This is a genomic window from Methylobacterium sp. Leaf113 (assembly GCF_001423325.1).
Lineage (GTDB): Bacteria > Pseudomonadota > Alphaproteobacteria > Rhizobiales > Beijerinckiaceae > Methylobacterium.
Map to the genome: position 1 here is coordinate 203,876 of NZ_LMNJ01000023.1, position 25,678 is coordinate 229,553.

Below are 25,678 nucleotides of genomic sequence, written 5' to 3' on the forward strand. Positions count from 1 at the left end.
TACGGAGAGGACCGAAAGATCAATAGGAAAGACCTTGCCGATGCGGATCGATCTGGAGGCCGATGGGACGTGGCGTGACCTTGCGCTCCGATCGACCTTCGCGGTCCTGGACGCTCTGGTAGGATCGGCGTCGCTGCTGAGCGCGGCGCGAACGCTCGGGATTTCCTACCGCTCGGCCTGGAGCCGGGTGGCCGCCATCGAGGCGGCTCTGGGCAAACCTATCGCGGTCAAGACCAAAGGGCACGGCACCACGCTGACACCCTATGGCCGCGCCCTGCACGCCGCCCTATCGGCAACCTATGCGCGGCTCGAGCCTGTGCTTGACGCCGAGGCACGGCGGCTGGAGCAGGCACTTCAAGCGATCGAGACGCCAAAGCCCGTCACGCTCCGGCTGGCCGCGAGCCACGATCCGCTGCTGCTCGGGATCATCGCGGAGCGGTCCGACGTCACGCTCGCGGTCGCCGGAAGCCTCGACGCCCTGGCGCATCTGCGGTCCGGAACGGCGGATGCGGCCGGCTTCCATTACGGTTCCGAGGGGCCGGCGCCGGCGCCGTTCGACGCGCTGTTCCGGGATTCAGAATTGACTGTCTGGCCGCTGTTCCGGCGCGAGCAGGGCTTGATGCTTCCACCCGGCAATCCGCACGCGGTCGCGTCCGTGAGCGACATCGCCCGCCTGCGCCTGTGCTTCGTCAACCGCCAGCGCGGCGCGGGGACCCGGATCTGGTTCGAGCGGCTCTGCGCCGAGTCCGGGTTGGAACCCGGCGCGATCCTCGGTGCGGAGACGGAAGAGTTTACCCATCAGGCGGTGGCTGCGCTGATCGCCACGGGCGCGGCCGATGTCGGCATGGGCACGCCGGCGATTGCCGCGCGCTTCGGCCTCGCGTTCCGGTCGGTTGGCTGGGAGACCTACTACCTCGCGGCCCGCATCACCGGCGACGCCGCGGCGCTGTCCAGCCTGCACGCGGAGGCGGCACGGGCTGCCGACACCACCCTCGGCTACCAGAGCGTGGCGTGTGGATAGAAGGTCAGGATGTCGCCCGGCGCGACGGCGGTGACCGCGTCGGCCAGTTCGACCAGCCCGTCGCTTTCGGTCAGGGAGGAGAGGACGCCCGCGCCCTCGCGTGGGTACTTGGCCGCCTCCAGCACGGCGTCGGGCGCCAGCGCCACGCTGACGCGCACGAATTCCCGCCGACCGGCCTTCTTCTTATAGCTGAAGGCCGCCCGGACGGGCTGGCCGATCGTCGGCGGATCGACGGCGCCCCCCAGCCGGGCGAGGAGCGGGCGCACCACGAAGAGCAGGGTCACGTAGACCGCGCCGGGATTGCCCGGCAGCCCGACGAACGGGGTACCGTCCACGACGCCCATCGCCACCGGCCGGCCGGGCTTGATGGCGAGGCGCCAGAACATCAGCGAACCGACGGCCTCGACCGCTGCCTTGACATGGTCCTCCTCCCCCGTGGAGACGCCGCCGGAGGTCAGGATCAGGTGATGATCCCGCGCTGCCTGGCGGAGCCGGGAGGCCAGCACCGCGGGTTCGTCGCGCAGGATGCCGAGATCCGCCACCTCCGCGCCGAGGCGGGTGAGCAGGGTCGCGAGCATCACCCGATTGGAATCGTGGATCGCTCCGGGCGGCAGCGGCCGTCCCGGCTCGGTGAGTTCGTCGCCGGTTGAAAACAGGGCCACGCGCAGGCGCGTCCGCACGGCGATCCTGTCGTGACCGGAGGCTGCCGCCAGGGCCAGGTCCTGCGGACGCAGGCGCCGTCCGGCCGGAACCGCGCAGGTCCCCTGGGCGATATCCTCACCCGCCGCGCGGGCATTGGCTCCGCGCTTCAGGCCGGCGGGCAGGATCACGGCATCGCCCTCGCGCTGGACGTCCTCCTGCATGAACACCGTGTCGGCCCCGGGCGGCATCGGCGCGCCGGTGAAGATCCGGATCGCGCCGCCTTCGGGCGCGACGGCCTCGGGCGAGGCCCCGGCCGGAAGCCGCCCCCGCACCGGAAGCCGCGTCGCGCCGTCGGGGCTCAGGTCGGCATGCCGCACCGCATAGCCGTCCACGGCCGAGTTCGGAAAGGGCGGCACATCGTGCAGGGCGGTGACGTCCTCGGCCGCGACGCGCCCATCCGCCTGCCCCAGGGGCAGCCATTCGGTGCCGGCCACCACCGGTAGGCGCTCGCCGATCAGCGCCACGGCGTCCTCGATGCGCATCAGCGCGCCACCGAAGGCGAAGCAGTCGTCGGTCAGCTGGGCCATGACTCCTCCAGGCGCGCCAGCGCCGCCGGCATCGGTTCGGCCAAGGCCAGGACCAGATCGGCGATCCGATCGATCGCGTCGAGGTCGACCACCGGGATGGACGCCTCGGGAAACGCCCGATCGCTCGCCACGGCGAGGATGCGGGGATCGTGCGGGTGCATCGGCGGCTGGCCGTTGGCCACGCGGTGGACCTCGAGCTTGGCGTGGGCCTCGCGCTTGAAACCTTCCACGATGACGAGATTGCAGGGCGAGAGCCGGCGCAGCAAGTCAGAGAGGCGCGCTTCTGCCGCTTCCCCGATCTCATGCATCTGGACCCAGCGCCGCGCCGAGGACACGATGACCTCCGAGGCTCCGGCCTCGCGGTGAACGTAGGAATCCTTGCCCGGCCGGTCCACGTCGAAGGCGTGATGCGCGTGCTTGATGGTGGCGACCTTGATCCCACGCGCGACCAGAAGCGGGATCACGCGGGACAGCAGCGTGGTCTTGCCCGCGCCGCTCCACCCGGCGAGACCGATGACCCGGGCGGGCGTCACGCGGGTTCCGCGGGCGAGAACCCGGCCTCGCTGAGCAGGGCCCGCGTCTTCGGCTCGCGGAGACAGGCCAGGAAGGCGGCCAAGGCCGGCCGGGCGGCGTGCTCGGCCCGGTAGGCGAAATCATAGCGCTCGTCGGCCAGCGGCAGAAAACCGAGGCCGTAGGCCCGGGCGACCGTCGCGATGGCGACGCCCCAATCGGCTCGTCCCTGCGCCACCGCCGCCGCGACGGCGTTGTGTGAGCGCGGCTGGTTCCAGAAGCCCGGTGGCCGGGCGCCCGCCAGAAGTCCGTCGACCAGGGCCCGCGTCCCGGACCCCGTGTTGCGGTTGACCATGACCATCTCGGGCTCGGCCAGCGCCTCCGCCACGGCCTCGGCGGCCGAGCGGTCCGCGAACAGGGGATGACCCGGCCGGAAGACCACGCCCTGCAGGCGCCCCCAGCCCTCGGCCAGGACCATGCCCGGCCCCAGGAAGGGCCGGTTGTAGGTGCCGGACTCGGGGTCGAGGAGGTGCATCGCCGCGAGGTCGCATTCGCCCCGGCCGAGGGCGGCGAGACCACCGGCGGAGCCGACCCACAGGGTACGAGCCCGATAGCCGCTCGCGGCGAGCCGGCCGACGACCCGGTCGAGGCCGACGCAATGGCTGCCGATGATGGTGAGGTCGGGCGGGCGGATGCCGGCGCCGAGACGCGTGATTGTGACGGCCTCGCCGGCTTCCAGGCCGGAACGGGCGGCGGGAATGGCGAAGAATCCGTCGGCCTGGGAGAAGGCCGTCACCGAGCCGGACCCCTTCGGCAGCGGCAGGGCGCGCAGGCCGGCTTCGGTTTCGGACAACGCGGTCATGACGAATTCGGTGCGTCCGCGCTCGGAGGCGACGCGCTGGGGCAGGATTGCCGCCACGCTGGCCTCTTCGCGCGGGGGCAGCCCCGCCATGGCACGCACCAGCGGCACCACGAAGTCGTGGAAGGTGAACATCGCCGAAGTCGGGAAGCCCGGAAGCACCACGATCGGGGTGCCCTCCGCCACCGCGAGGCAGAGCGGCTTGCCGGGCTTCAGCGCCACCCCATGGACGAGGATGCCGGGTTCGCCGAGACGCTGGAGGATGCGGTGCGAGACGTCGCCGGCGCCCTTGGAGGTGCCGCCCGACAGGACCACGACGTCGCAGTCCGCCATGGCGGTGCGCAGCGCCGCTTCCAGAGCGACCTCGTCGTCGCGGACGATTCCGAGCGGGCGCACCACTCCGCCGTTCTCGATGATTGTCGCGGCGACGATCGGCCCGTTGGAATCGTAGATCGCGCCCGGCGGCAGGGGCTGGCCGGGGGGAACCAATTCGTCGCCGGTGGAGAGCACCGCCACGCGCGGCCGCCGAACCACGTCGATCGATGCCAAGCCGCAGGCGGCCAGCATCCCGATCTCGCGTGCCGTCACCGTCAGACCTCGGCGCAGGACGGTCTCGCCCGAGGCCATGTCGGCCCCGGCATAGCCGATGAACTGGCCGGGCCGCGCCGCAAAGGCGAGGTCGATCGCGAGGCTGTCGGGCTGGAACTCGGTCTGCTCCACCATGACGACGGCGTCGGCGCCGCGGGGAACAACGCCGCCGGTGGCGATCGGCGTGGCCGTGCCGGGCGCCACCGCCAGGGCCGGCGCCACGCCGCAGGCCAGGATCTCGCGATTGAGGGACAGGCGGCGCGGATGGGCTTCGCCGGCCCCTTCGGTGTCGGAGGCCCGCACGGCGAAGCCGTCGACCAAGGCGCGATCGAAGGGGGGCACGTCGATGGGCGAGGCGATGTCGGTGGCCAGGACGCGCCCGACGGCCTCCCCCAGCGCGACGGTCTCGGACCCGAGCGGGGCATGCGGTACGGCAGCGCGGAATCGCTCCAAGGCCTCTTCGCGGCTGACCACGGTGAGGAATTGTTCCTGACGTGCGGCCCTGGCCAGCCTGTCGAGAAACGCCTCGTTGGACGCCGCCCGCATCATAGGGCGAGCCCCGTGAGGGATTGGCCGGCCGGAACGCCTTCGGATTCGGGTCCGACGAGAATTGCCGCATCGGCCTGGATCAGGCTGTGGAGCGGCAGGTCGCTGCTGCCCAGCGGCAGGAAGCCGTCGGGCCTGCGTCGGGCATAGACGACCTCGCTGAGACCGATGGTCGAAGCGATCTTGCGGAGGGTCGGAAGGACAGCCGGCGTGTCCGGCGATGCCCCGGACAGAGCTTCGATCAGCGGCCGGGCAAGCGCCAGGAAGGCGGCGAGTGCCGCGTCGGGCCGCCCGGGCAGAAGCAGGACCGGCCGGTCGCCGACCGTGCCGAATCCGGCCGTCTCCCCAGGCTTCAGGGCGATGCCGTGGGCCTGGACCTTCCCCGCGCGGGACAGGCCGGCCGCGCTGTGATCCTGGCGGCCGAAGCCGGTGCCGCCGAGAACCAGGATGGCATCGCCGGTCTGCTGACGCAGCGCATCGGCGATGGCCTCCGGCGTGTCGGCTGCGATTACGGCGTCGATGCTGGCACCCGCCCGGGCGGCCAGGGTCGCGAGCAGCGGCGACAGGGAGTCGGCTTCGGCAGCCCGGACAACGATCAGGCTCAAGCGGGGCCGGCGCAGGGCTACGCTCGCGAATCCGGCCGCCTGCAGCGCGAGCCGGTTCAGGGCCGTGATCCGGTCTCCGACGGAAAGGAGACGCGCACCCGATGCGATCTCCTCGCCCGCCCGGCGGACACCTGCACCGGCCGGGGCATCCGCCACCACGACGTCGCCCTCGATCGCTTCGGGCGACAGGATCGTGTCGAGGCCCTCTGGCATCCCGGCGCCGGCCTCGACCCAGATCAGGGGGTGGGGAGCGGGAATCGGCGCGTACGGAGAGGCGCCGACGATCGCCTCGGCGCGCACAGCCCATCCGTCTCGGAGCGCGGTCGGTTGGGCGGGATAAGCTCGCGGCGCTTCGAGGTCGGCCGCGCTGATGCCGCCAAGGGACTCGCCGAGCGGGACCGCCTCGGGCGGGATCGGGACCAGGTTCGCCGTCAGCTGCTGCACGGCCTCGTCGAGCGGCATCAGGGCCGCGGAGGCGGCGCGGTGCGGGGGCGACCCGTGATCCGATGCGGCCGGATCGACCTCCGTCTCGATGGCGCTGCGGGCGTGAGCGATCATGTCCCGAGCGATGCGCTATCGCCGGGCGATGATCAAGCACCTCGCAGGCCTGCCGCGTCACCGGGTCCCGCCCGGGCGCCGCGACATCCTGCGGGCGGATCGTCTAGGCTTGCTGTCTGCACCGCACATCCGGTCTGTGACGAGAGGAATGCCTTGCGGCGTATCGGCCAAGTTTTGGAGCCTGTCGGCAAAGCCACGGCGGGAACCGCTTCGACTTTTCGGACACTCGCCTTCTGCTTGGCGACAACCCTGGCGGTCGGCTTCCCCGCCGAGGCGCAGATGCGCGGGCATGGCGGCCCCGTCCGCGCGCTCGCGGTGGCGCCGGGTGGCGGCCTCGCGATCTCCGGCGGCTTCGATCAGGCCGCCATCCTGTGGGCGATCGACACCGGCACGGCCCTCACCGTGCTACGCTTCCACGATGGGGCGGTGAACGCGGTCGCCGCCCTCCCCGATGGTAGCTTCGTCACGGCGTCGGAGGATGGCCGCATCGCTGTGTGGCGCGCCGGGCAGCCCGAGCCGGAGCGTGTCTTTTCCGAGCATGCCGGACCGGTCGCGGCGCTCGCGCTCTCACCCGACGGCAGCCAACTGGCCTCGGCCTCGTGGGACGGCACGGTCCGCATCCGACCCCTGACCGGCGGCCCGGCGCGCGTGCTCGCAGGCCATCAGGGCAACGTCAACGCGGTCGGCTTCCTGGCCGATGGACGACCGGTGTCGGCCGGCTACGACACCACGCTGCGGATCTGGCCCCGGGCCGACGACCCGCAGGGCGTGCCGATCGTGCTCACTCTGCCGAGCATCCTGAACGCCCTCGCGGTGACGCCGGACGGGGAGATCGCGGTTGCGGGCGGGGACGCCGTCGTGCGCCTGCTGCGGCCGGACGGGCGCACGCGCGCGGCCGTCGATGTCGGCCCGAACCCGGTGATCGCCCTGGCGCCCTCCCCCGACGGGAGCCGAATCGCCGCCGCCACGGCCGGCGGTGCCGTCGCGGTGATCGACCGGAGCCGGGGCACGATCCTGCATCGCCTCGTCGGACCGGGACTCCCGGTCTGGTCCCTCGCCTGGCGCCCGGACGGACGGGAACTCCTCACCGGCGGTGGCGATCGCCTGATCCGGCGCTGGAACGCCGAGACCGGCGCGCCGATCGGGCCCCTGGCGATGCCGCGTCCGGCCGACGCGCTCGCGGCCTATCACGACGACCGCGGGGCGGAGGTGTTTCGCGCCTGCGTCGCCTGCCACACCCTGACGCCCGAGGACGGCCCGCGCGCCGGGCCGACCCTCGCCGGCATCATGGGGCGCCGGATCGCGACGGCGCCGGGCTACCGCTACTCGGAGGCGCTGAAGGGCATGGATATCGTCTGGGATGCCCGGACCATCGCCCGGCTCTTCGAGGTCGGCCCCGCAAGCTACACGCCGGGCACGCGCATGCCGGAGCAGACGATCACCCGGGCCGAAGACCGGGAGGCCCTGGTGAAATTCCTGGAGAGCGCCACCGACATCCGCTGAGCCGGCGTCACAGGTCCTTGACCATGTAGTGGGCCTCCGCGCCGTAATCCGCGAGCTTGGCGGCGAAGGCGGCTTCAGGCGCCCGGACCGCGAAGCCGAGGGCCTCCCAGAACCGCACCGACCGGTTCACCGCCACCAGGGCAAGGCGGGCGTATCCCCGTGCGCGAGCCCGCTCGCCCACCATCGCCGCGCCCGTCCGGGCGTGACCGTTCTTCGCCGCGGCGGGCGCGATGCCGAGATCATGCAGGTAGACGCTGTTCGGCTTGTCCAGGGTCGCGAGCGGCCGGTTGAGAGCCGGAATCGACCCGAGCGGCCAGGGATAGGCGATCGCGTAGCCGGCGATTCCCGTCTCCGGATCGCACAAGGACAGGCACAGATCGGTGCCCCGGGCGAGCCGTTCGCCGAAATGCACGGCGTCCTCGGGATGGTCGGGAAACAACCGGTCGGCCAGGGCCACCACCGGCGCGAGGTCGCCCGTGTCCATGCTCCGCCAGCGCCGTTCCTGCATCCGAAGACGGGCCTAGATCGCCTCACCCCGGGCGGCGCGCTCGCGCAGGTAGTCCTCGGTGGTGCGCGGACGGTCGCGTTCCGGTCCGGCATGCGGATCGAAGCCCTGGTTGACCGCGACCTCGACGCGACAATCCTCGCACATCATCAGCGCCTGGACGCGTGCCTCGCCGGCTTCGCCCCGGAACATCCAGTGGCGGTCGCGCAGCTTCTCCACCACCCGCTCGATGGTGCTGCGGGTCCCGAACGGCTTGGCGCAGGTGATGCAGGCGAAGGGCTCCTCCTCCTTGACCACCCGGCGCGGCGCCTTCCAAGCCTCGAAATCGACGCCCGGCCGGAGATCGATCACGTTTTCCGGGCAGGTGTTGGCGCACAAGCCGCACTGGACGCACAGGCTCTCCTCGAATCCGAGGAACGGGCGGTCGGCGCTGTCGGACAGGGCGTGGGTGGGACAGGCGCCGACGCAGGCGAGGCAGAGGGTGCAATCGTCGGTGCGGAAATGCAGGCCGCCGAACGGCGCGCCCGCGGCCAGATCGATCCGCGCCACCGGCGCGGGGGCCGCTGCATGCATTTCGTTGAAAGCGAAGCGCAGCACCTCGCGCTTTCCGCCCACCGGCATGAAGCGTGAGGGCGCCTGCGCCGACACGCCTGCAATCCGAACCGCCAGGGCCTCACCCAGGGCGTCGGGGTCGTCAGTCTCGATCAGCGAGACGACGGGGTCTCCGCCCTCGCCGCCATAGCCGAGGCCGCGAGCCAGGGTGTCGCCGAGGGCGACCGCGCGGCGCAGGCTGTCGAGATCGTGCTTGGGGCGGGCACGGGCGAGGATGCGCACCCCGGCGGCGCCATAGGCGAAGAGGGCGGCGAACGCCTCGGGACCGAGCTGGGTGATTTCGTTGACCCGGACCGGGAGGACCGCGGCGGGCAGTCCATTGCCGTGGCGCGCGAGCGCATCGATCAGCGGTTCACCGTGCTCGCCGTCGTGGAACAGGACCACCGCATCGCGACCGCCCGCGGCCCGGTAGGCCCCCATCAGGGTGCGCAGACGGCGCATGAGCGCGCCGGCCGGCGGCAGCGCATAGGCGGCCGCTCCCGTCGGGCACACGGAGGCGCAGTTGCCGCAGCCGGCACAGATGTACGGGTCGATCGCAACCGTATCACCCGCCGGCGAGATCGCGCCGGTCGGACACACCTCGAGGCAGCGGGTGCAGCCGGTGATGCGCGAGCGCGAATGGGCGCAGAGCTCGGCATGGAAATCCACGAACCGCGTCTTGTCGAAGGTGCCGACGAGATGCGATGCCTCGGCGATCACCCGCTCGACCGCCGCCGGATCGCGCGGGTCGGCCCGCAGGTAGCCGAGGCGGACCTCATGGGCTGGAAACAGAGCCGTGCCGCCGCCGACATCGACGACGACGTCGCAGGTGGAATTCGCTCCATGCCGGCCGGGTCCGAACACGAGGTGCGAACGTGAGGACGGAGCCGGCAGCGCATAGTCGTCGATGCGCAGATCGAAGGCGCCGAGACGTCCCGTCGCGCCCACGATGGTACCCTTCACCACCGGGAAGTCGTTGCGCTGTGGCGGTTCGACGTCCTCCGGCCGGCTCAGCAAAACGGTGACGTCGAGATGCTCGGCGAGCCGCCGCCCGACCTCGATCGCGGTGGCATTACGCCCATAGATCAGGGCGACACCCTGGCTCTCGATCGGCACCGTGGCGGCATCCGGCACGGGCTCGGCGCAGGCGGCGAGGAGGGCCGCCATTTTCGGGCCGGCCTGATCGGCCTCGGTGGACCAGCCCGCATTCTCGCGGATCTTGGCGTAGGAGACCCGATCGTCGGCACCCAGTTCGGAGGCGACCTCGTCGAACAGCGGCGATTGCAGGGTGCACGAGACCGTCACCGGTCGCCCGGATTGCAGGGCGGAGCGGAACCGGTCGAGTTCACGGCCGCAGAGCTGGTCGGCGGTCTTCACCTCGCCTGAACAGCCCCGCCCGATCGTGCCGGCATCGAGCGGCATCGTCTTTTCGCAGGAGCAGGCGAACACGATACGATCGGACAAGAACAGACCCTGGATTCAAGTGCTCGGGAACGGGCGGGAGCGGATCGGACCGATACCGGGCGGCATCGCTGCCCCTTCGCGTCCGGCTCCGTATCTTATATACTCAAACGGTTCAAAACTACGATCCGACACACGGGCGCAGGGACCTTGCGTCAGGCGCTGATCTTCCGGGCCGCGCTCGCGCCATTCTCTCCGTCTTGTTGCCCGGCCGCTGACAGCACATGTGGTCACCGAAGTTCGACATCCATTCCGGCCCGAACGCGGGATCGGTTCCGCCTCCTGGATCGACCCGTCAGGTCTCACGTTCATGATCGCTTCTTCGAGGACCTCAACCCTCAAGTTCCGGCCGGCGACGGATCTCGCTCTGCCTCCGTCCCTGACGGCGCGTGTGGTGCCGGCCTCCCGCCATGCTTTTGCCGAAGCGTGCGCGATTGCGCGCCGCGAGGGGGCGGAGGCGGCCGGGATTCTGGTTCTCGCCGAGCGGTCGGATGTTCTCGACGTCGCCGTGGTGCTGGTGCCCGAAGAGCCGCTGGCCTCGGCGCGGCGCGCCTTCCTCGCGGCCATGATGGCCCTGGCCGACGCGGTCGGCGCGCACGGCCCACCGGAAATGCCGCTGACCTTCGGCTGGCCCGATGTGCTGATCTTCGACGGGGCGCGTCTCGGCGGCGGTCGTCTCGGTTGGCCGGAGGCCTGCTCGGAGGAGGTCGTGCCCGACTGGCTCGTCTTCTCTGCCATGCTCATCCTGAGTAAATCGGGTGCCGGCGATCCGGGCTTGACGCCGGGATCGACCGCCCTCGACGAGGAGGGGTTCCCACCCGATAGCCGCAACGCGCTGGTGGAGAGCTTCGCCCGGAACCTGATCCGGACCTTCTCGCTCTGGGAGGAGGATGGGTTCTCCGGGATTGCGGCGCGTTATCTCAGCCACCTGCCGACCCCTGCCGGGATGCCCGTGCGGATCGACCGGACCGGCGATGTCATCCTGGGCGGCGAAACGGGAGAAGCCGGGGCGGGAAAAGCCGGGGCGGGAAAGGCTGGGACGGCTGAGACTGAATGCTGGCCGCTCGCCTCTCTCCTGCGCGCGCCGGGCTGGCAGGATCCGGCGACCGGGACAGTCCGTCTATGAGTTCGCTCCGGCTTCCGCGTACCCTGCGGCTCGATTTGTCCGACACTTTCGTGTTCACCCACGCCGCCGAACCGGGCGAGTGGGCCGTGACGGGCTCGTTCCTGTTCTGGGATCAGGACCTTCCGAACCTGGAGGGGAAGGCGCGCGCCGCGTTCCGCTCCGGTTTCGTCGGCGTCTCCTCGCTGGGGTTCTCCACCCTCGTGGTGGTCAGCGAGGCCACCGAAGCCGAGCGCGACGCGGCGGTCGAGGATCTGGCCCGACACATTCACGAGCGCCTCGGCGCTCCGGATCGGGCCATGGCCCGCGCGGCTGCGCGCGAGGAGATCGATTTCGCCGGCACCTTGTGCGGGGTTCCGGTGGGGAGCGTTGTGGCGATGCACCGGACGCAGGTCGACGGAGCGATCTCGGAAGCCTTCCGCACGCTCCATCAGCGCGATGCGGGGACCCCCGGGGCCGATCGCCTGCATGCCCATGCCCGGGCCTTTCGCTTCGTCGAGACCGATGACGAGGAGCCCGAGGAGCGAGCCGATCTGATCGGTCTCGCCCGAGATCGGCCGGGGACGGGATCCTGATCGATGGCCTGCTCGCAACCACCTTGTCCGTCGCCCTTTCCGCCGTCAGGAGCCGCCCCCCAATGACCGAATTCTGGGTGTCCAGCGGCCACCACCTGACGCAGCGCACCGAGGGGGGCGGCCTGGCCGTCACCGACGAACTGATCCTCGCCTACCTTGCGCGGCCCGAGCTCGCGCCGCCCGAGGAGGCCTGCCGGGCGGAGCGGAGCCTCTACGCCGATCTGCTGGCGGACCCGCGGCGGACCGTACCGCCTGAAATGGTGGCCGCGATCGCCGATGCGGATGCGCGGGAGAACTGGACGGTGCTGCTGGCCTTCCGCGACCGCCTGCTCGCATCGCGCTCGATCGAGGCCGCCTATCTTGGGCTGGTGCGGCAGGGATTGCAGGGCACGCCCGCCTTATTCCTGAATCAGCTCGTGCACCTGATCCTGCGCAATGCGCTCGACGGCTGCGATGACCCGTTCGTCCTGCGGGCCGCCGAACTCATGTTCCGGCCGCAGCGGGTCAGTCGCCTCGACGGAGCCGTCCTGCTTGCCGATGCCGAGGTGATCGAGGCGCGCGAGGGCAGCGCGCCGCTGTCGCCTCTGGTGGCCATGCTAGGCAAGGAGGCGGCGAATGAGCTCGACATCCTGAACCCGGAGAATGCCTGGACCTACTGGAGCCGGTCCGACGCCTTCTCGATGGCCCTGAACCTCGGATCGAGCGCCCAGAGCCGGGACGGACTGGCTCGCGTGATCGAGGCCTTCCTCCGGCATCTCCTTCATGTGGACGTGCGCGTGACGCCGCTCGACCGCCTCGATGATTCCGATTGGCGCTGGTTCGTCGGGCTCGATGCCGAGGCGACCCGGATCGGCAATGCCCTGTGGCGGGGGGAGGCCGCCTCGGCGGCCGACCAGGAGCGGGTGGTCGCCCTCTTCAGCCTGACCTTCGAGGATCGGATGCGGGTCGATTCCTCTGTCGGCGACAGGCCCGTCTACCTGCTGCTGGCCGCGACGCCTGCCAATCTCGTGACGATGAAGCCGCAGAACCTGATCGTAGGCCTGCCCCTGAACGACGCCACCGGAGCCAGCTGATGCCGAACGACGGCGACCGTGTTGACCCTCCGGGTGAAGGACCGATCCCGGTCGCGCCCGCACATGCAATTGTGTCCGAGCAGGAACGGGTCAGGCCCGACAACCATTTCGAGGTCGGCATCCTGGTGGCGCGACAGCGCCTGCGAGGCCCCTGGGCGACCCATGCCTGGCTGCCCGTCGCCGCCCTTCCGGCGGCTCCCCCGGTGGCGGCCTGGACCCGGCTCTCGGAGACCGAGGAGGAGGCGGTATTCTATGCCGGTGCCTACGACGTGCTGCTCCATCCGGCCGAGACCTCGCATTACCGCGACAACCTCGTCTCCGGTCGCCCGTCCCTCTGGGTCGCCCTGCGCAAGCTCGGCGAGGATGCCTATGAGATCGCCGCCGTGACGGCCGATCCCTACGAGGGCGAAGCGATGGCCGAGGGGATCGGCGAGATCGTGGAAGCGGTGCCGATGCCGACGGAATCGCAAGGGATCCTGCTGGCATTCTTCGAGGCGTTCCACGTCGAGCGCAAATTCGAAAAGCGCAAGCGCGATCGGGCCGACCCGGAAGCGCTGGCGCGGGGCGGCCGGGGGCGCGGCGAATGAGCGACGGTATTCTCTCGCGCTGGGCGAGGCGCAAGCAGGCCGTCCGACAGCAGGAACGTGCGCGGGCCGCTTCACAAGCGGACGAGGCGAGTGGCGCCGTCGAGGCCGATAGCGAGGCCAGGGCACTTTCGGATATCGAGGCGAATCCCCAGGCGGACGAGGAACTGGCCGAAGCCATCGCACGCCTGCCGAAGCTCGAAGATCTGACAGCCGAGACCGACCTCGCGCCCTTCCTCCGGGCGGGCATCCCCTCCGCCCTGCGAAACGCCGCTCTGCGCCGGATGTGGTCGGTCGATCCCGGCATCCGCGACTTCGTCAGCGAAGCGCGGGAATACGCTTATGACTGGAACACGCCGGGCGGAGTCCCGGGCCTCGGGCCGATGCTGCCGACGGACGACATCAAGGCCATGGTCGAGCGGATCATGACGGGCGCCGGTCCGAAACCCGCGCCGACACCGCTCGAACCCGGGGACACGCGCGAGCCGGACGCGGACCCGGACACCCAACGGACCGCCGAGGACCAGGATGTGGTCGAACTCGCCGAGACGCTGCCCGCGCCCGCTGTTTCCGACGCCCATCGCCCGCACGTTGCAGCGCCGGAGCCGCTTCCGATCACGGTTGCGGGGGAAGAGTTTCAATCGCCCACAATCGTTTCGCGCATGCGACGCCATGGCGGCGCGATGCCCAGCTAATTCGTACAAACGCGATTGCGGTGGCGGCAAACGCTTTTTATTATCAATACAAACTGGGCTGCACGACGAAGTCGAGTGACCGGGTACCTGTTGGATTGAGGCGGCGCGTGCGTTCCGGCGCGACGCTTTCGGAGCTGTCAGCGGAGATGGGTGTCGGTATCGCGGATTCGATCATCACGGCCGACGCGCGCGAACTCGTCATCGACGAGGTCGATCAACTTCGCGCCCAGCAATACGATCTTCTGGCCGTCCTGCTTGGCCGCCCGCCGAACGGCGCTCTGCTCGATGCCCTGAAGGGGCTCAAGGGGGGCGACAGCGTGCTCGGCCGGGAGGTCGGCATTCTGGGCGAGGCCGCCGCTGCAACGTCCGAGGCGGCGGCGGAGCGGGAATATTTCGCGCTGTTCGTCGGCGTCGGGCGCGGGGAGCTTCTGCCCTATGCGTCCTACTATCTGACCGGGTTCCTCAATGAGCGACCCCTGGCCCGGGTCCGTGAGGATCTCACGGCTTTGGGGATCGAGCGGGATCCGTCGATGACCGAACCGGAGGATCACATCGCGATTCTCTTCGATGTGATGGGGGGGCTGACGTCCGGCCGGTTCACGGCAGGGCCGGATGCCGCGCGCGACCTCTTCCTCCGGCACATCGCGCCGTGGGGGATGCGGTTCTTCACCGATCTGGAGCGCGCCAGGGCAGCGCGCTTCTATCGTTCGGTCGGGGCATTGGGACGGGCCTTCCTCGAGATCGAGGCGGCCGCTTTCGCGATGGATGCCTGAGGCATCCATTCCAGTGGGATTGGGGCGTCGGACCTGAACAGGTCGGAGCCCCTCAGGGAGTTTGGGCGATGGGACAGGATCAGAAGGACCAGCTCGGCCGTCGCCAGTTCTTTCGCGCCCTCGGTGGCGGCACGGTGGCGGCCGCGGTCGGCGTCTCCACCGCGCCGCTGACCGCGACGGAAGCCCAGGCCTACGACCCGGGCACGGACGAGACCCGGTCGCGCTATCGCCTCAGCGACGAGGTGAAGGCGTTCTACCGGACCAACGGCTACGAGACTCTCCAGAACAGCACGAACGCCGGAAAGAAGTGAGCCTGCGATGCTGACCAAGCGCAAGAGCGGCGAGGCGAGCCGCACCAAGCACCAGGCCGTTGCGGCCGGCCTCGCGGCCGGCGTGCTGGATCGCCGTGGATTCCTGAAGAAGTCCGGCCTGACTGCCGGCGCTCTGGCTGCGGCCGGAACGATCCAGCTCGGGTCCGTGCGTCAGGCGCGGGCTGCGGGCGCATCGGCCGTCGGCCCGGACGTCCAGATCAGGAAGAACGTCTGCACCCACTGCTCGGTGGGCTGCACGGTGACGGCCGAGGTGGTCAACGGTGTCTGGGTCGGCCAGGAGCCGTCCTATGCCAGCCCGATCAATCGCGGCACGCACTGCGCCAAGGGCGCGGCGATCCGCGAGCTTGTCTCGTCCGACCGACGCCTGAAGTATCCGATGAAGCTCGTCGGCGGGCAATGGCAGCGCGTGTCCTGGGAGCAGGCGATCGAGGAGATCGGCGACAAGCTGGGTGCCATCCGCGAGAAGAACGGCGCGGATTCGGTGTACTGGCTCGGCTCGGCCAAGTTCACCAACGAGGCCGCCTACCTGATGCGCAAATTCGGTGCCTTCTGGGGCACCAATTCCGTCGACCATCAGGCGCGTATCTGCCACTCGACCACGGTGGCGGGCGTCGCCAACACCTGGGGCTACGGTGCCCAGACCAATTCCTACAACGACATCCGCAACGCCAAGACGATGATCATCCTCGGCGGTAATCCGGCCGAGGCGCACCCGATCTCCATGCAGCACGTGCTGTCGGGCAAGGAGATCAACCGCGCGAACATGATCGTCATCGATCCGCGCTTCACCCGCACGGCGGCCCACGCCACCGAGTATGTCCGCATCCGCTCCGGCACCGACATTCCGGTGGTGTGGGGCATCCTCTGGCACGTGTTCCAGAATGGCTGGGAGGACAAGGAGTTCATCGCCCAGCGCGTCTACGCCATGGACGATGTCCGCAAGGAAGTCGCCAAGTGGACGCCGGAAGAGGTCGAGCGCGTCTCGGGGGTGCCCGGCGAGCAGCTGCGCCGCGTCGCGGAGAAATTCGCCAAGGAGAAGCCCGCCACCCTGATCTGGTGCATGGGCGCGACCCAGCACACGGTGGGTACCGCCAACGTGCGCGCGCTCTGCATCCTGTGTCTCGCCACGGGCAATGTCGGCAAGCCCGGCACCGGCGCCAACATCTTCCGCGGCCACACCAACGTGCAGGGCGCCACGGATCTGGGCCTCGATGTGACCTCGCTGCCGCTCTATTACGGTCTGGTCGAGGGCGGCTGGCGCCACTGGGCTCGCGTCTGGGACGTGCCCTACGAGTGGCTGCAATCCCGCTTCGACGAGGTTCCGGCCGCGGCCGGGCGGAAGGCCCGCTCGCGCAAGGAGAACATGGAGGCGCCCGGCATCACCTCGACGCGCTGGTTCGATGCCGTGAACCTGCCGCCCGAGCAGATCGACCAGCGCAGTCCGATCAAGGCTTTCATGGTCTTCGGCCATGGCGGCAACACCGTGACCCGCCTGCCCGAGGCGATCGAGGGCATGAACAAGCTCGAACTGCTCGTCGTCGCCGATCCGCATCCGACGACCTTCGCGGCCCTCGATGCCCGGCAGGACAACACGTACCTGCTGCCGATCTGCACGTCACTGGAGATGGACGGCTCGCGCACGGCCTCGAACCGCTCGTTGCAATGGGGCGAGCAGATCGTGAAGCCGGCCTTCGAGTCGAAGAACGACTACGAGGTGCTGTACCTCCTGGCCAAGAAGCTTGGCTTCGCCGAGACGCTGTTCAAGAACATCAAGGTCGAGAACAACGTCCCGTCGGCCGAAGATCTGCTGCGGGAGATCAACCGCGGCGGCTGGTCGACCGGCTATTGCGGCCAGAGCCCGGAACGGCTGAAGGCGCACATGCGCAATCAGCACAAGTTCGACCTGATCACCCTGCGGGCGCCGAAGGACGATCCGGAAGTCGGCGGCGACTATTATGGCCTGCCCTGGCCGTGCTGGGGCAAGCCCGAGCTGCGCCACCCGGGTTCCGCCATCCTGTACAACACCTCTCTGCACGTGAAGGACGGCGGCAGTACGTTCCGGGCCCGTTTCGGCACCGAGCGCAACGGCCAGACCTTGCTGGCCGAGGACAGCTTCACCAAGGATTCCGATCTCACCGACGGCTATCCGGAATTCACCTTCGGGGTGTTCAAGAAGCTCGGTTGGGACAAGGACCTGACGGCCGACGAACTCGCCACCATCCTCAAGATCGGCGGCGACAAGCCCGACACCGTGAGCTGGGCCACCGACCTGTCGGGTGGCATCCAGCGCGTCTGCCTCGATCACGGCGTGATTCCGTTCGGCAACGGCAAGGCGCGGGCCAATGCCTGGAATCTGCCCGACCCGGTGCCGGTGCACCGCGAGCCGGTCTATTCCCCCCGTCCCGATCTGGTGGCGAAGTACCCGACCCGGCCCGACGAGCGGCAGTTCCGCATGCCCAATATCGGCTTCTCGGTGCAGAAGGCGGCGGTCGAGCGCAACGTGGCGCGCGACTTCCCCATCATCCTGACCTCGGGTCGTCTCGTCGAGTACGAGGGCGGCGGCGAGGAGACCCGATCGAACCCGTGGCTCGCCGAGCTTCAGCAGGACATGTTCGTCGAGATCAACACCGGCGATGCCGCCGAGCGCGGCATCAAGGACGGCGGCTGGGTCTGGGTCACGGGCGCCGAGAACAGCTCTAAGGCCAAGATGAAGGCGCTCGTCACCGACCGTGTCGGCAAGGGCGTGGCCTTCATGCCCTTCCACTTCTCGGGTTGGTACGAGGGCAAGGACATGCGCGACTACTACCCGAAGGGCACCGACCCGGTGGTGCTCGGTGAGAGCGTCAACTCGGTGACCACCTACGGCTTCGACCCTGTGACGGGCATGCAGGAGACGAAGTGTACCCTATGCCAGATCAAGGCCGCGTGAGAGGAGCGCATCCACCATGGCCCGTATGAAGTTCCTCTGTGACGCAGACCGTTGCATCGAGTGCAACGCCTGCGTGACCGCGTGCAAGAACGAGCACGAGGTGCCCTGGGGCATCAACCGTCGTCGCGTCGTCACTCTGAACGACGGAAAGCCCGGCGAGCGCTCGGTCTCGATGGCGTGCATGCACTGCACCGACGCGCCCTGCGCCGCCGTGTGTCCGGTCAATTGCTTCTACACCACCGCCGACGCGGTGGTGCTCCACTCCAAGGATATCTGCATCGGCTGCGGCTACTGCTTCTACGCCTGCCCGTTCGGAGCGCCGCAATATCCGCGCGTCGGCAATTTCGGCTCGCGCGGCAAGATGGACAAATGCACCTACTGCTCCGGTGGTCCGGAACCGGACCTCTCGGTCGCGGAGTACGAGAAGTACGGCTCGAACCGGCTCGCCGAGGGCAAGCTCCCGCTCTGCGCCGAGATGTGCTCGACCAAGGCCCTGCTCGCCGGCGACGGTGAGATGATCGCCGAGATCTACAAGCAGCGCGTGATCAAGCGTGGCTACGGCTCCGGCGCCTGGGGCTGGAAGACCGCCTACCGCGAGACCGTGGCGATCTAATCGCCGCGGAAACGACCTCGGGACCTCCGCTTAGGCGGAGGTCCCGCATCACGCCATCGAAAGGAACGCCGATGCGGCGGGCAGTCACGCTCCTCAGCACCCTCGTCGTCGCAACGACGCTCCTGGCCGCGCCGGCGGCGTTCGAACCGGCTCGGGCACAGAACCCGATCACCCGGGATGGGCAGAACCCAATGGGCGCCAGGCCCACGGCGGATTCCGTCAATGAGGAATTCCTCTTCAAGAACGCCGACAAGATCACGGGGCGCATCAGCATCCCGGATCAGAAGGCGGCGAACCTCATCCAGCCGCAGGGTCGCGAGTACCAGTCGTTCCGCGAGCGCTACCTGCCCTGGATCGGCGCGGCCTTCATCCTCGGCATGATCGCGGCCCTCGGCGTGTTCTTCCTCTGGCGCGGACGCATTCTGACCGAACACAGCCAGGAATCCGGCAAGAAGATCCTTCGGTTCAACACGTTCGAGCGTTTCACTCACTGGATGACGGCCGTGTGCTTCATCATCCTGTCGCTCTCCGGCCTGAACTACATCTTCGGCAAGCGCCTGCTCATGCCGCTGATCGGCCCCGAGGCCTTCGGCGCCCTGGCTCAATGGGCCAAGTACAGCCACGTCTACCTCGCCTGGCCGTTCATGTTCGGCGTGGTGATGATGTTCGTCGTCTGGATCAAGGACAACATCCCGAACCGCCTCGACTGGGCTTGGATCAAGGCCGGCGGCGGCTTCATCGGCAAGAAGCACCCGCATGCCGCCCGCTTCAATGCGGGCCAGAAGGGCGTGTTCTGGATGGTCGCCGGCTTCGGCGTCGCCATGAGCGTGACGGGCCTGATGATGCTGTTCCCGTTCGCGCTGCTCGACATCAACGGCATGCAGGTCATGCAGGTGATCCACTCGCTGATCGGCATCGCCTTCATCGCCGGCATCCTCGCCCACATCTACATTGGTACGCTCGGCATGAAGGGCGCCTACGACGCGATGGGCAGCGGCAAGGTCGATCTCGCCTGGGCGCGTGCCCACCACGATCTCTGGGTCGAGCAGGAGCAGGCCAAGACCGCAAGCGGTCCGCAACTCTCCGGACGCCACCCCGCCCCTGCCGAATAATCGAAGCCCCAGCCTGACGATGCCCAAGCGGCGAGGACCGAGACCATGAAAGCCTTCATTCTTGCCGTGATCGCGGCCATCGGGCTCGGCGTCCTCGCCATGTATGCGCTGACGAGCAATCAGAAATTCGCCTACCAGGCCTTCGCGACGTCGGGGGCGCGCGTCTCGGAGCCGGGAACCAATCTCGTCGGCGAGAAGTGGAACGGCGACCCGAACACCAACGACACAGGTGAGTCGGCCCACGGCAAGGCGACCGGCGAGCCCTCGCATCCCAAGCGGTCCTGAACCGACAGCTCATCGCCGAACGTTTCCAGCGCCCAAGATTCCAGCGCCCAAGATTCCAGCGGCCGAGATTTCAGGGACCCGAGCATGACCCGACGCCTGCCTTTCGCCGCGCTTCTCCTGTCGGGCTGCCTCGTGGCACCGGCCGCCTTCGCCCAGGATGCGGCGCCCGCGCCCACCCCGTCGAAGGGGCCGGCCAACCTGTGCCAGGAGCTGGTCGCCTTCGTGAAGCAGCCGGAAGAGAAGAAGCAGGAGGCTGCGACGCCGGCAAAGCAGGCCACCGCCGTCTCCAACGCGTCGGGCAAGAGCGATGGGCAGCCCTCCCCGTCCGGCGGAGAGCCGCAGCAAAAATCGGGGCTCAGCGGGCCGGCAAATCCCGAGACCAAGGCACCGACCAGCGATACGCGTGCGCCGGTCAGCGACGGCAAGACGGTGCTGTCCCAGGCCAATGCCAGCGCGAAATCTCCGCCGGCGCCCGGCGCCCCTGCCCCGAGCCCGAAGCCCGATCCAGCCTTGGTTGCCAAGATCGAGGCAGCTGCCGGATCGAACGATCAGCCGGCCTGTCGTGCGGCCGCTCGGTCCATGCGCGTCGCGGGCGTGATCATGCCGCCGCCGCTCCTGGCCCTGGCGGCCCTCGATCCGAAATTCTTCTCGACGCCACAGCCTTAAGTCGCCCACCTGGCCCTGCATCAGCGCGGGGCTTGGCCTGACGCTCGTCGTCCATTCGAACGATCGTTCAGGCGACGATCGAGGATTGCTGCACGCCTGAGGGCGTGTGCAGGCCGATGCGCCCATCGTTGCCGCGCGCACGCGCGTCACGGGCGAAGAAAGCCTCCAACACCTGTTCCAACTGACGGTTCGGCTTCTTCATGCCGGTGATGAAGCGCGATATCCGGGGCTGATTGACCCCGAGTTCCCAGGCCAACCGCGCCTGGCTCCATCCCGAGCGATCCAGAAATTGACAGACGTCTGACGGTCGGACCGGCATCGCTCCACCTTTCGCGATCGGCTGTGCGATCCCACCTCAGGTTAGGGAAGGCAAATGACGCGTTCCAGGGTCGGCCACGGCTTAATCCCGTCAGTGGTGATCAAATATGCGTGATGAGGCGGATCGTTCGGATACCTTTGCGAGAGCGGGGGTTAGGTATGGCTGGTCAGGAAATCGATCCGAGAGGAAACCCCCCAAATGCGGTCTATGATGATCGGTGCCGTATTCGCCGCTTTGCTGCCGGTGGCGGCCCATGCGGAAGGCGATGCGGCCGCGGGCGAGAAGGCCTTCGCACCGTGCAAAGCCTGCCACGCCTTCGGTAAGAACGGGGTCGGGCCGAACCTGACCGGCGTCGTCGGCCGCAAGGCCGCATCCGAGGAGGGCTACAACTATTCCGCCGCCCTCAAGGGCTCCGGGATCACTTGGGATGAGGCCAACCTGCACGAGTGGCTGAAGAACCCGAAGACCAAGGTTCCGGGCACCAAGATGGTGTTCGCCGGCTACCCGGACGACAAGAAGATCGACGACGTCATCGCCTACCTCGCCTCGAAGAAGTAGGTTTCAATTGGGTGTCGCCGCGTCTCGTTTGGTAGGAGGCGGCCCGTTCACGAGACCAGTTTGAGAAGAAAGCCGCCGGCATCGCTCCGGCGGCTTTCTTCGTTTGAACCCCGTGCCCGGATTATTGCGGAGCCGGAGCCGGAGCCGTCTCAGGCGGGACGGCCGGGGCCGTAGGCATGGGAGTCGCCGGGTTGGCCGCGACCGTGTCCGTCGCCCGGGCGAGTTCCGGGTAGGCATCGATCACGTGGGCGCCGTTGAGTGGCTTGCTGACCCCGTTGTGGCAGGTGGTGCAGTTCACCTTCGGCACGTCGCCTAGCACGCCCAGCCGGTTCTTTGGAAAGGTCGAGAGCAGCGGCTCGAGATAGTTGCCGTTGATGTCTCGCACCATCCGGATGCCGTGCCAGGCGGTGACCCGCTGGGGTGTGCTCTGCGACCAGTCCGAGATCGCACGCGTGTTGTGGCAGAAGGTGCAATTCACCCCGAGGCCCTCCGACATGTGGATCATCAGGGCGTAGGTCTTCTCCGCATCCTGGATAGGCTTGCCCTTGGTGGTCGGCAGCGCCGTCGTGGCGTTCACCCGGATCGCGTTGTTGTCGATGGTCTTGTCGGCGAGATACTCGGTGAGGGTGTCGTAGGGCAGCGAAGCCAGCCCGACCGAGGGAGCGGCGAGGTTCTGCCCGTTGTTGCGGGCGATGAAGCCGCCGGGCCGGTTCGGGCCCGGATCGGTGAACCAGACGTTGCTCGGCACCGGCTGGCCGCGGTGGCAGGTATAGCAGGTGACGCCGGCCCCACCCGTATGGCTGTCCTTCCAGTCGGTGTTGAGAGCTTGCGTCATCTGCAGCATCCGACGCGCGACCTTCTTCTGGTAGAGGCTGTCGTCGGCCATGTTCTCGGTGTTGTGGCAGTAGGTGCAGCCCTGCTCCGGGCTGACCCATTCGGTCATCGAGGCCATCAGGCGATTGAACTCGTTGACGCTGACGTTCTTGAGGACCTGAACGTTCTCGTAGGTCGTGCCCGCCAACTCTTCGCCGGGTTCGGCGGGATCGGCGGGAGCCGGGGCGAGGTTGGCCGCCTTGGTCTCCGCGGCGCCGGCTCGGGTGTGGATCTGCGCCATCGCGGTCCCGCGAAAGCCGCTCTGCTGAACCGCCAGCGGCGGTCGGTCCCAATCGGTCAATCCGAACATCGCCACCGTGAGAAAGAACGCGATGGAGGCCCCGAGGACGATGAAGAAGGTCTTCATGGGGCTCCCCCCGTGAGGCTGCTGGGCGAGACGGCGAGCGGATCGACGACGGGCGGATAGACCTGCGGGTAGGAGGGGGCGACCCCGTGCTTGACCGCCCACAGGTACCAGTTGTCGACCACCGTGCCGGTGAGCAGGATGCCGATGCCGCCCGTCAGGGTGGTGAGGACCGCGAACCACCAGGCCCAGCGGTGGACCGATTCCATGGTGGCGTTGAAGCCCATGGTCCAGCGCCAGAACAGGGCGGCGCGCTCGGTGGCGGTGCCGCGATCGACGATCTGGTCGATCTCGCGCTCACCGCCGAAGCGGCTCACCGCTAGGATGGTCCCGCCATGCATCGCGAACAGCAGCGTCGACCCATACAGGAAGACGATCGAGAGCATGTGGAACGGGTTGTAGAAGAGGTTGCCGTAGCGCAGCGAGAAGGCGGCGGTCCAGTCGAGGTGCGGGAAGATGCCGAAGGGCACCGCCTCGCTCCATGACCCCATCAGGACCGGGCGGATGAAACCCAGCACCAGGAACAGCCAGATCGCGGAGGCAAAGGCCCAGGGCACGTGATAGCCGAGGCCCAGCGCCTTCGCCCTGCGGAACAGGCGCAGCCACCAGAGCAGCACCGAAGCGGTCAGGAAGAAGCCCGCGATGAGCCACCATCCGCCCTCGGCGAGCGGCGGCAGCACCTTCAGGCCGTATTGCGGGCGTGGCGGCTCGAGCGCGAGCCAGGGCAGTTGCCGGACGAACTGGACCGGGTCCCAGTTCACGGAAGCCCACATGTTGAGGCCGATGATCTCGAACGCGATCAGCCCGCAGACGAAGGAAAGCCCCCCGAGATAGCCGATATAGATCGGCCCGACCTGGGCGTTGCCGATCAGGCCGAACAGGTAGGAGTTGAACGGCGTGCCCCAGCGCTTGTCGACATCCACGGGGATGCCGTGTTCGGGCTGAATCGGACGGACCTGCACTTCGGAAAAGATGTTCTGGTAATAGGCCATGGCGTCACGCGCCCCCCCTGTCCCGAGATCAGTTTCGTGCCAGCTCAGCGCCAGACGGGCAGGTTGAGCCACCAGCCCCACCATTCGGGCCAGCCGCGGGTCCAGATCGGACCACTGATCACGATGCAGACGGCACTCCAGAACCCCGCAGACAGGGCCAGGAACAGGCCGAGGCGGTGGATGCCGAGCGTCCCGATCGAGTAGCCGATGGTATCGCGGAAGAAGGTGTCCTCGTGCTCGGGCGTCTTCACCACCTCGCCCTTCCCGGGATTGGTGGAGGACAGGATCAGCGAGCCGTGGAGCGAGAGCGCCAGCGTCGTGGTGAAGAAGAACGTCACCGCCAGCATGTGCGCCGGATTGTAGTGGAAGTGCAGGTATTGGTAGCCGGTGTTCGACACCCAATCGAGGTGTGAGAGAATGCCATAGGGGAAACCGTGCCCCCAGGCGCCCATCAGGAGCGGGCGGACCACCACCAGGGTGACGTAGGCCAGGATCGCCACCGAGAAGGCGAAAGGCACGTGGTAGCCGATGCCGAGTTTGCGGCAGATCTCGACCTCGCGCAGGGCCCAGGACGAGAAGGCCCCGACCGCGCAGAAGGTGATGATCTGCCAGAGGCCTCCCTCCTGCAAGGGCGCCAGGGCGAGGCCGTATTTGAGGTCGGGGGGCGCGATGTTGATCTGCCAGACGTTCCACGTCGGCCCGAGCGCCGCGCCGTAGATGATCAGGGCCGTGCCCAGCACCGAGAAGAACAGCGTCGTGACGCCGAAGAACCCGACGTAGAACGGCCCGACCCAGAAATCGAACAGGTCGCCGCCCATCAGGGTGCCGCCGCGAATGCGGTATTTTCGTTCGAAACTCAGCATCGCCATCGCGACCTCCCCCGCTCCACCACATCTCTCCGGCGATGGTCGACGGGGGGCTTGCAGGCCGCCCGCCGATCATCCGTGCTCGAGGTGCGCGCCGGTCAGGCGGGCATCGTGGGCAGAACCAGCGTCTGCGCATTGGCCGCGCGCGGCGCCTTGGGGCCTTCCAGCCAGTTGAACCGGTCTGTGCTGAGCAAGATGAAGTGGATCAGCAGCGCCAGAATGAACAGGAAGGTAAAGAGCGCCACGAGCGTGCGGCGCGGATCGAAGAGAAGCCAGACCTTGTGCATGATGAGGGTCCTTCTCAGGAGAGCAGGGAGACGACGCCGTGGGCGGCCGTCTCGAGGGCGGCGTAGCCCTTCGGTCCGGGCAGCCACGGGCGCCACAGCCACACGAGGATGTGGGCGACCACGGCGATCGCCGTGAAGATGATGAAGCTGGTCAAGAAGATCGCGTGGAACTCCTTGGCTTCCGGTTCCGTCAGCCCGGACAGGCTGCTCGGTTTTTCGACAATGCCATTGGCCATCGGTTCAAACCTCCGCTGTGACTGGTCGCGCCCGCAGGTTCGGGCACGGGGGGTGACGCCGGACCGCGCGGAGCGGCCTCGGCGGTCCTTCCCGCCTGTTGGGACGGGAGGTCGATCGGGGGCGGGCGAAGCGCCTCGACCCGAAGGCGAACTCAGCCCATGAACACGAACGGGATGGCCGAGACCGCCATGGTGCGTGCCTCGGCGAAGACCGAACGGCGCTGTTGCGGAAGCGCGGTCTCGGCTTGCGGGATCACGCGCTGCACCAGGGCTGCGGCCAGAAAGAACGGGTAGGTGGTGGCCAGGAGGATCCGGGCCTGGACCTCGTCCTGATGCAGGCGCGACACCGAATTCAGCGAACGTTGCATGGGATGATCTCCTCGTGGCGCTCCGCGGCGGGACGCGTCCGGTTCGGGACGCGCGGGGTCGGTATCGACCGGCCGGACG

General features: G+C 68.6%; 28 protein-coding genes. 15 read left to right on the forward strand and 13 right to left on the reverse strand.

All coding sequences use genetic code 11. The features are described from left to right. Window positions 1-40: 40 nt before the first annotated feature. Entirely contained in the window at window positions 41-1,021 is a 981-nt protein-coding gene (locus ASF60_RS14955) for a substrate-binding domain-containing protein (protein WP_056186364.1), read from the forward strand. Here ASF60_RS14955 and ASF60_RS14960 read toward each other — a convergent pair. Genes ASF60_RS14960 through ASF60_RS14975 form a run of 4 tightly spaced genes read right to left on the reverse strand, consistent with a single transcriptional unit; the run spans window position 997 to window position 5,916 of the window. After that, a complete protein-coding gene (locus tag ASF60_RS14960) occupies window positions 997-2,250 on the reverse strand; it encodes a molybdopterin molybdotransferase MoeA (RefSeq protein WP_056186368.1) in 1,254 nt (417 codons plus the stop codon). The genes ASF60_RS14955 and ASF60_RS14960 overlap by 25 nt on opposite strands. Continuing rightward, entirely contained in the window at window positions 2,238-2,783 is a 546-nt protein-coding gene (gene mobB, locus ASF60_RS14965) for a molybdopterin-guanine dinucleotide biosynthesis protein B (protein ID WP_056186370.1), read from the reverse strand. The genes ASF60_RS14960 and mobB overlap by 13 nt, the downstream gene beginning before the upstream one ends. Beyond that, the gene (locus ASF60_RS14970; RefSeq protein ID WP_056186373.1) at window positions 2,780-4,753 is read right to left on the reverse strand and encodes a molybdopterin biosynthesis protein; all 1,974 of its coding nucleotides are present in this window, start codon (window positions 4,751-4,753) and stop codon (window positions 2,780-2,782) included. Before ASF60_RS14970 ends, mobB begins: the two co-directional genes overlap by 4 nt. Then, on the reverse strand, window positions 4,753-5,916 hold the full coding sequence (locus ASF60_RS14975; protein ID WP_338011507.1) for a molybdopterin-binding protein: 1,164 nt from the start codon (window positions 5,914-5,916) through the stop codon (window positions 4,753-4,755). Before ASF60_RS14975 ends, ASF60_RS14970 begins: the two co-directional genes overlap by 1 nt. 279 nt (window positions 5,917-6,195) lie before the next feature. Between ASF60_RS14975 and ASF60_RS14980 the strand changes: the two genes are divergently transcribed. Next, window positions 6,196-7,419, forward strand: coding sequence for a c-type cytochrome (locus ASF60_RS14980; protein ID WP_082507976.1), 1,224 nt, complete (start codon window positions 6,196-6,198; stop codon window positions 7,417-7,419). Between the two features lie 7 nt (window positions 7,420-7,426). Here ASF60_RS14980 and ASF60_RS14985 read toward each other — a convergent pair whose 3' ends face one another. Both ASF60_RS14985 and ASF60_RS14990 read right to left on the reverse strand, forming a co-directional pair. Beyond that, a complete protein-coding gene (locus tag ASF60_RS14985; RefSeq protein ID WP_056186378.1) occupies window positions 7,427-7,903 on the reverse strand; it encodes a GNAT family N-acetyltransferase in 477 nt (158 codons plus the stop codon). Between the two features lie 36 nt (window positions 7,904-7,939). Beyond that, the gene (locus tag ASF60_RS14990) at window positions 7,940-9,937 is read right to left on the reverse strand and encodes a 4Fe-4S binding protein (protein WP_056186621.1); all 1,998 of its coding nucleotides are present in this window, start codon (window positions 9,935-9,937) and stop codon (window positions 7,940-7,942) included. Window positions 9,938-10,286: 349 nt separating this feature from the next. On the opposite strand from ASF60_RS14990, the gene ASF60_RS14995 reads away from it, so the two are divergent. The 12 genes from ASF60_RS14995 (at window position 10,287) to ASF60_RS15050 (ending at window position 20,736) form a co-directional block, all read left to right on the forward strand. After that, window positions 10,287-11,102, forward strand: coding sequence for a biotin/lipoate--protein ligase family protein (locus ASF60_RS14995; RefSeq protein WP_056186381.1), 816 nt, complete (start codon window positions 10,287-10,289; stop codon window positions 11,100-11,102). Continuing rightward, a complete protein-coding gene (locus tag ASF60_RS15000; protein WP_056186384.1) occupies window positions 11,099-11,674 on the forward strand; it encodes a DUF6505 family protein in 576 nt (191 codons plus the stop codon). The genes ASF60_RS14995 and ASF60_RS15000 overlap by 4 nt, the downstream gene beginning before the upstream one ends. A 62-nt stretch (window positions 11,675-11,736) precedes the next feature. Then, the gene (locus ASF60_RS15005) at window positions 11,737-12,747 is read left to right on the forward strand and encodes a DUF6352 family protein (RefSeq protein ID WP_056186387.1); all 1,011 of its coding nucleotides are present in this window, start codon (window positions 11,737-11,739) and stop codon (window positions 12,745-12,747) included. Continuing rightward, window positions 12,747-13,334 carry a DUF3305 domain-containing protein gene (locus ASF60_RS15010; protein WP_082507972.1) on the forward strand — a complete coding sequence of 196 codons (588 nt, stop codon included), beginning with the start codon at window positions 12,747-12,749 and terminating at the stop codon, window positions 13,332-13,334. The genes ASF60_RS15005 and ASF60_RS15010 overlap by 1 nt, the downstream gene beginning before the upstream one ends. Beyond that, window positions 13,331-14,026, forward strand: coding sequence for a DUF3306 domain-containing protein (locus ASF60_RS15015; RefSeq protein ID WP_056186395.1), 696 nt, complete (start codon window positions 13,331-13,333; stop codon window positions 14,024-14,026). Before ASF60_RS15010 ends, ASF60_RS15015 begins: the two co-directional genes overlap by 4 nt. Before the next feature lie 146 nt (window positions 14,027-14,172). Continuing rightward, on the forward strand, window positions 14,173-14,799 hold the full coding sequence (locus tag ASF60_RS15020; RefSeq protein WP_056186398.1) for a TorD/DmsD family molecular chaperone: 627 nt from the start codon (window positions 14,173-14,175) through the stop codon (window positions 14,797-14,799). 68 nt (window positions 14,800-14,867) lie between these two features. Continuing rightward, complete coding sequence (locus ASF60_RS15025; protein WP_056186401.1) at window positions 14,868-15,110, forward strand: hypothetical protein; 243 nt, start codon at window positions 14,868-14,870, stop codon at window positions 15,108-15,110. A 7-nt stretch (window positions 15,111-15,117) separates the two neighbouring features. Then, on the forward strand, window positions 15,118-18,060 hold the full coding sequence (locus ASF60_RS15030; protein ID WP_056186406.1) for a formate dehydrogenase subunit alpha: 2,943 nt from the start codon (window positions 15,118-15,120) through the stop codon (window positions 18,058-18,060). A 16-nt stretch (window positions 18,061-18,076) separates the two neighbouring features. Further along, on the forward strand, window positions 18,077-18,673 hold the full coding sequence (fdh3B, locus tag ASF60_RS15035) for a formate dehydrogenase FDH3 subunit beta (protein ID WP_055955987.1): 597 nt from the start codon (window positions 18,077-18,079) through the stop codon (window positions 18,671-18,673). Window positions 18,674-18,744: 71 nt separating this feature from the next. Next, the gene (locus ASF60_RS15040) at window positions 18,745-19,785 is read left to right on the forward strand and encodes a formate dehydrogenase subunit gamma (protein ID WP_056186409.1); all 1,041 of its coding nucleotides are present in this window, start codon (window positions 18,745-18,747) and stop codon (window positions 19,783-19,785) included. Between the two features lie 45 nt (window positions 19,786-19,830). Next, window positions 19,831-20,070: a hypothetical protein gene (locus ASF60_RS15045; protein WP_056186410.1), complete on the forward strand. Its 240-nt coding sequence runs from the start codon at window positions 19,831-19,833 to the stop codon at window positions 20,068-20,070. 84 nt (window positions 20,071-20,154) lie between these two features. Further along, window positions 20,155-20,736 (forward strand): hypothetical protein, encoded by a 582-nt coding sequence (locus tag ASF60_RS15050; protein ID WP_056186414.1) that lies wholly within the window; start codon window positions 20,155-20,157, stop codon window positions 20,734-20,736. A 67-nt stretch (window positions 20,737-20,803) separates the two neighbouring features. Here ASF60_RS15050 and ASF60_RS15055 read toward each other — a convergent pair whose 3' ends face one another. Next, window positions 20,804-20,992 carry a hypothetical protein gene (locus ASF60_RS15055; RefSeq protein WP_056186417.1) on the reverse strand — a complete coding sequence of 63 codons (189 nt, stop codon included), beginning with the start codon at window positions 20,990-20,992 and terminating at the stop codon, window positions 20,804-20,806. Between the two features lie 261 nt (window positions 20,993-21,253). Here ASF60_RS15055 and ASF60_RS15060 point away from each other — a divergent pair, with 261 nt between their 5' ends. Next, window positions 21,254-21,613: a c-type cytochrome gene (locus tag ASF60_RS15060; RefSeq protein WP_056186421.1), complete on the forward strand. Its 360-nt coding sequence runs from the start codon at window positions 21,254-21,256 to the stop codon at window positions 21,611-21,613. A gap of 121 nt (window positions 21,614-21,734) precedes the next feature. Here the strand turns inward: ASF60_RS15060 and pufC are convergent, their stop codons facing one another. The 6 genes from pufC to ASF60_RS15090 all read right to left on the reverse strand — a co-directional run bounded on the left by pufC (window position 21,735) and on the right by ASF60_RS15090 (window position 25,599). After that, the gene (gene pufC / locus ASF60_RS15065) at window positions 21,735-22,853 is read right to left on the reverse strand and encodes a photosynthetic reaction center cytochrome PufC (RefSeq protein WP_056186424.1); all 1,119 of its coding nucleotides are present in this window, start codon (window positions 22,851-22,853) and stop codon (window positions 21,735-21,737) included. Continuing rightward, the gene (gene pufM / locus ASF60_RS15070; RefSeq protein WP_056186426.1) at window positions 22,850-23,842 is read right to left on the reverse strand and encodes a photosynthetic reaction center subunit M; all 993 of its coding nucleotides are present in this window, start codon (window positions 23,840-23,842) and stop codon (window positions 22,850-22,852) included. The genes pufC and pufM overlap by 4 nt, the downstream gene beginning before the upstream one ends. A gap of 44 nt (window positions 23,843-23,886) precedes the next feature. Then, complete coding sequence (gene pufL / locus ASF60_RS15075) at window positions 23,887-24,711, reverse strand: photosynthetic reaction center subunit L (RefSeq protein WP_056186428.1); 825 nt, start codon at window positions 24,709-24,711, stop codon at window positions 23,887-23,889. Window positions 24,712-24,806: 95 nt separating this feature from the next. Then, entirely contained in the window at window positions 24,807-24,995 is a 189-nt protein-coding gene (gene pufA / locus ASF60_RS15080; protein ID WP_018043293.1) for a light-harvesting antenna LH1, alpha subunit, read from the reverse strand. Window positions 24,996-25,009: 14 nt separating this feature from the next. Next, entirely contained in the window at window positions 25,010-25,231 is a 222-nt protein-coding gene (gene pufB, locus ASF60_RS15085) for a light-harvesting antenna LH1, beta subunit (protein ID WP_056186431.1), read from the reverse strand. A 152-nt stretch (window positions 25,232-25,383) separates the two neighbouring features. Then, window positions 25,384-25,599: a hypothetical protein gene (locus ASF60_RS15090; protein WP_056186434.1), complete on the reverse strand. Its 216-nt coding sequence runs from the start codon at window positions 25,597-25,599 to the stop codon at window positions 25,384-25,386. Window positions 25,600-25,678 lie beyond the last annotated feature (79 nt).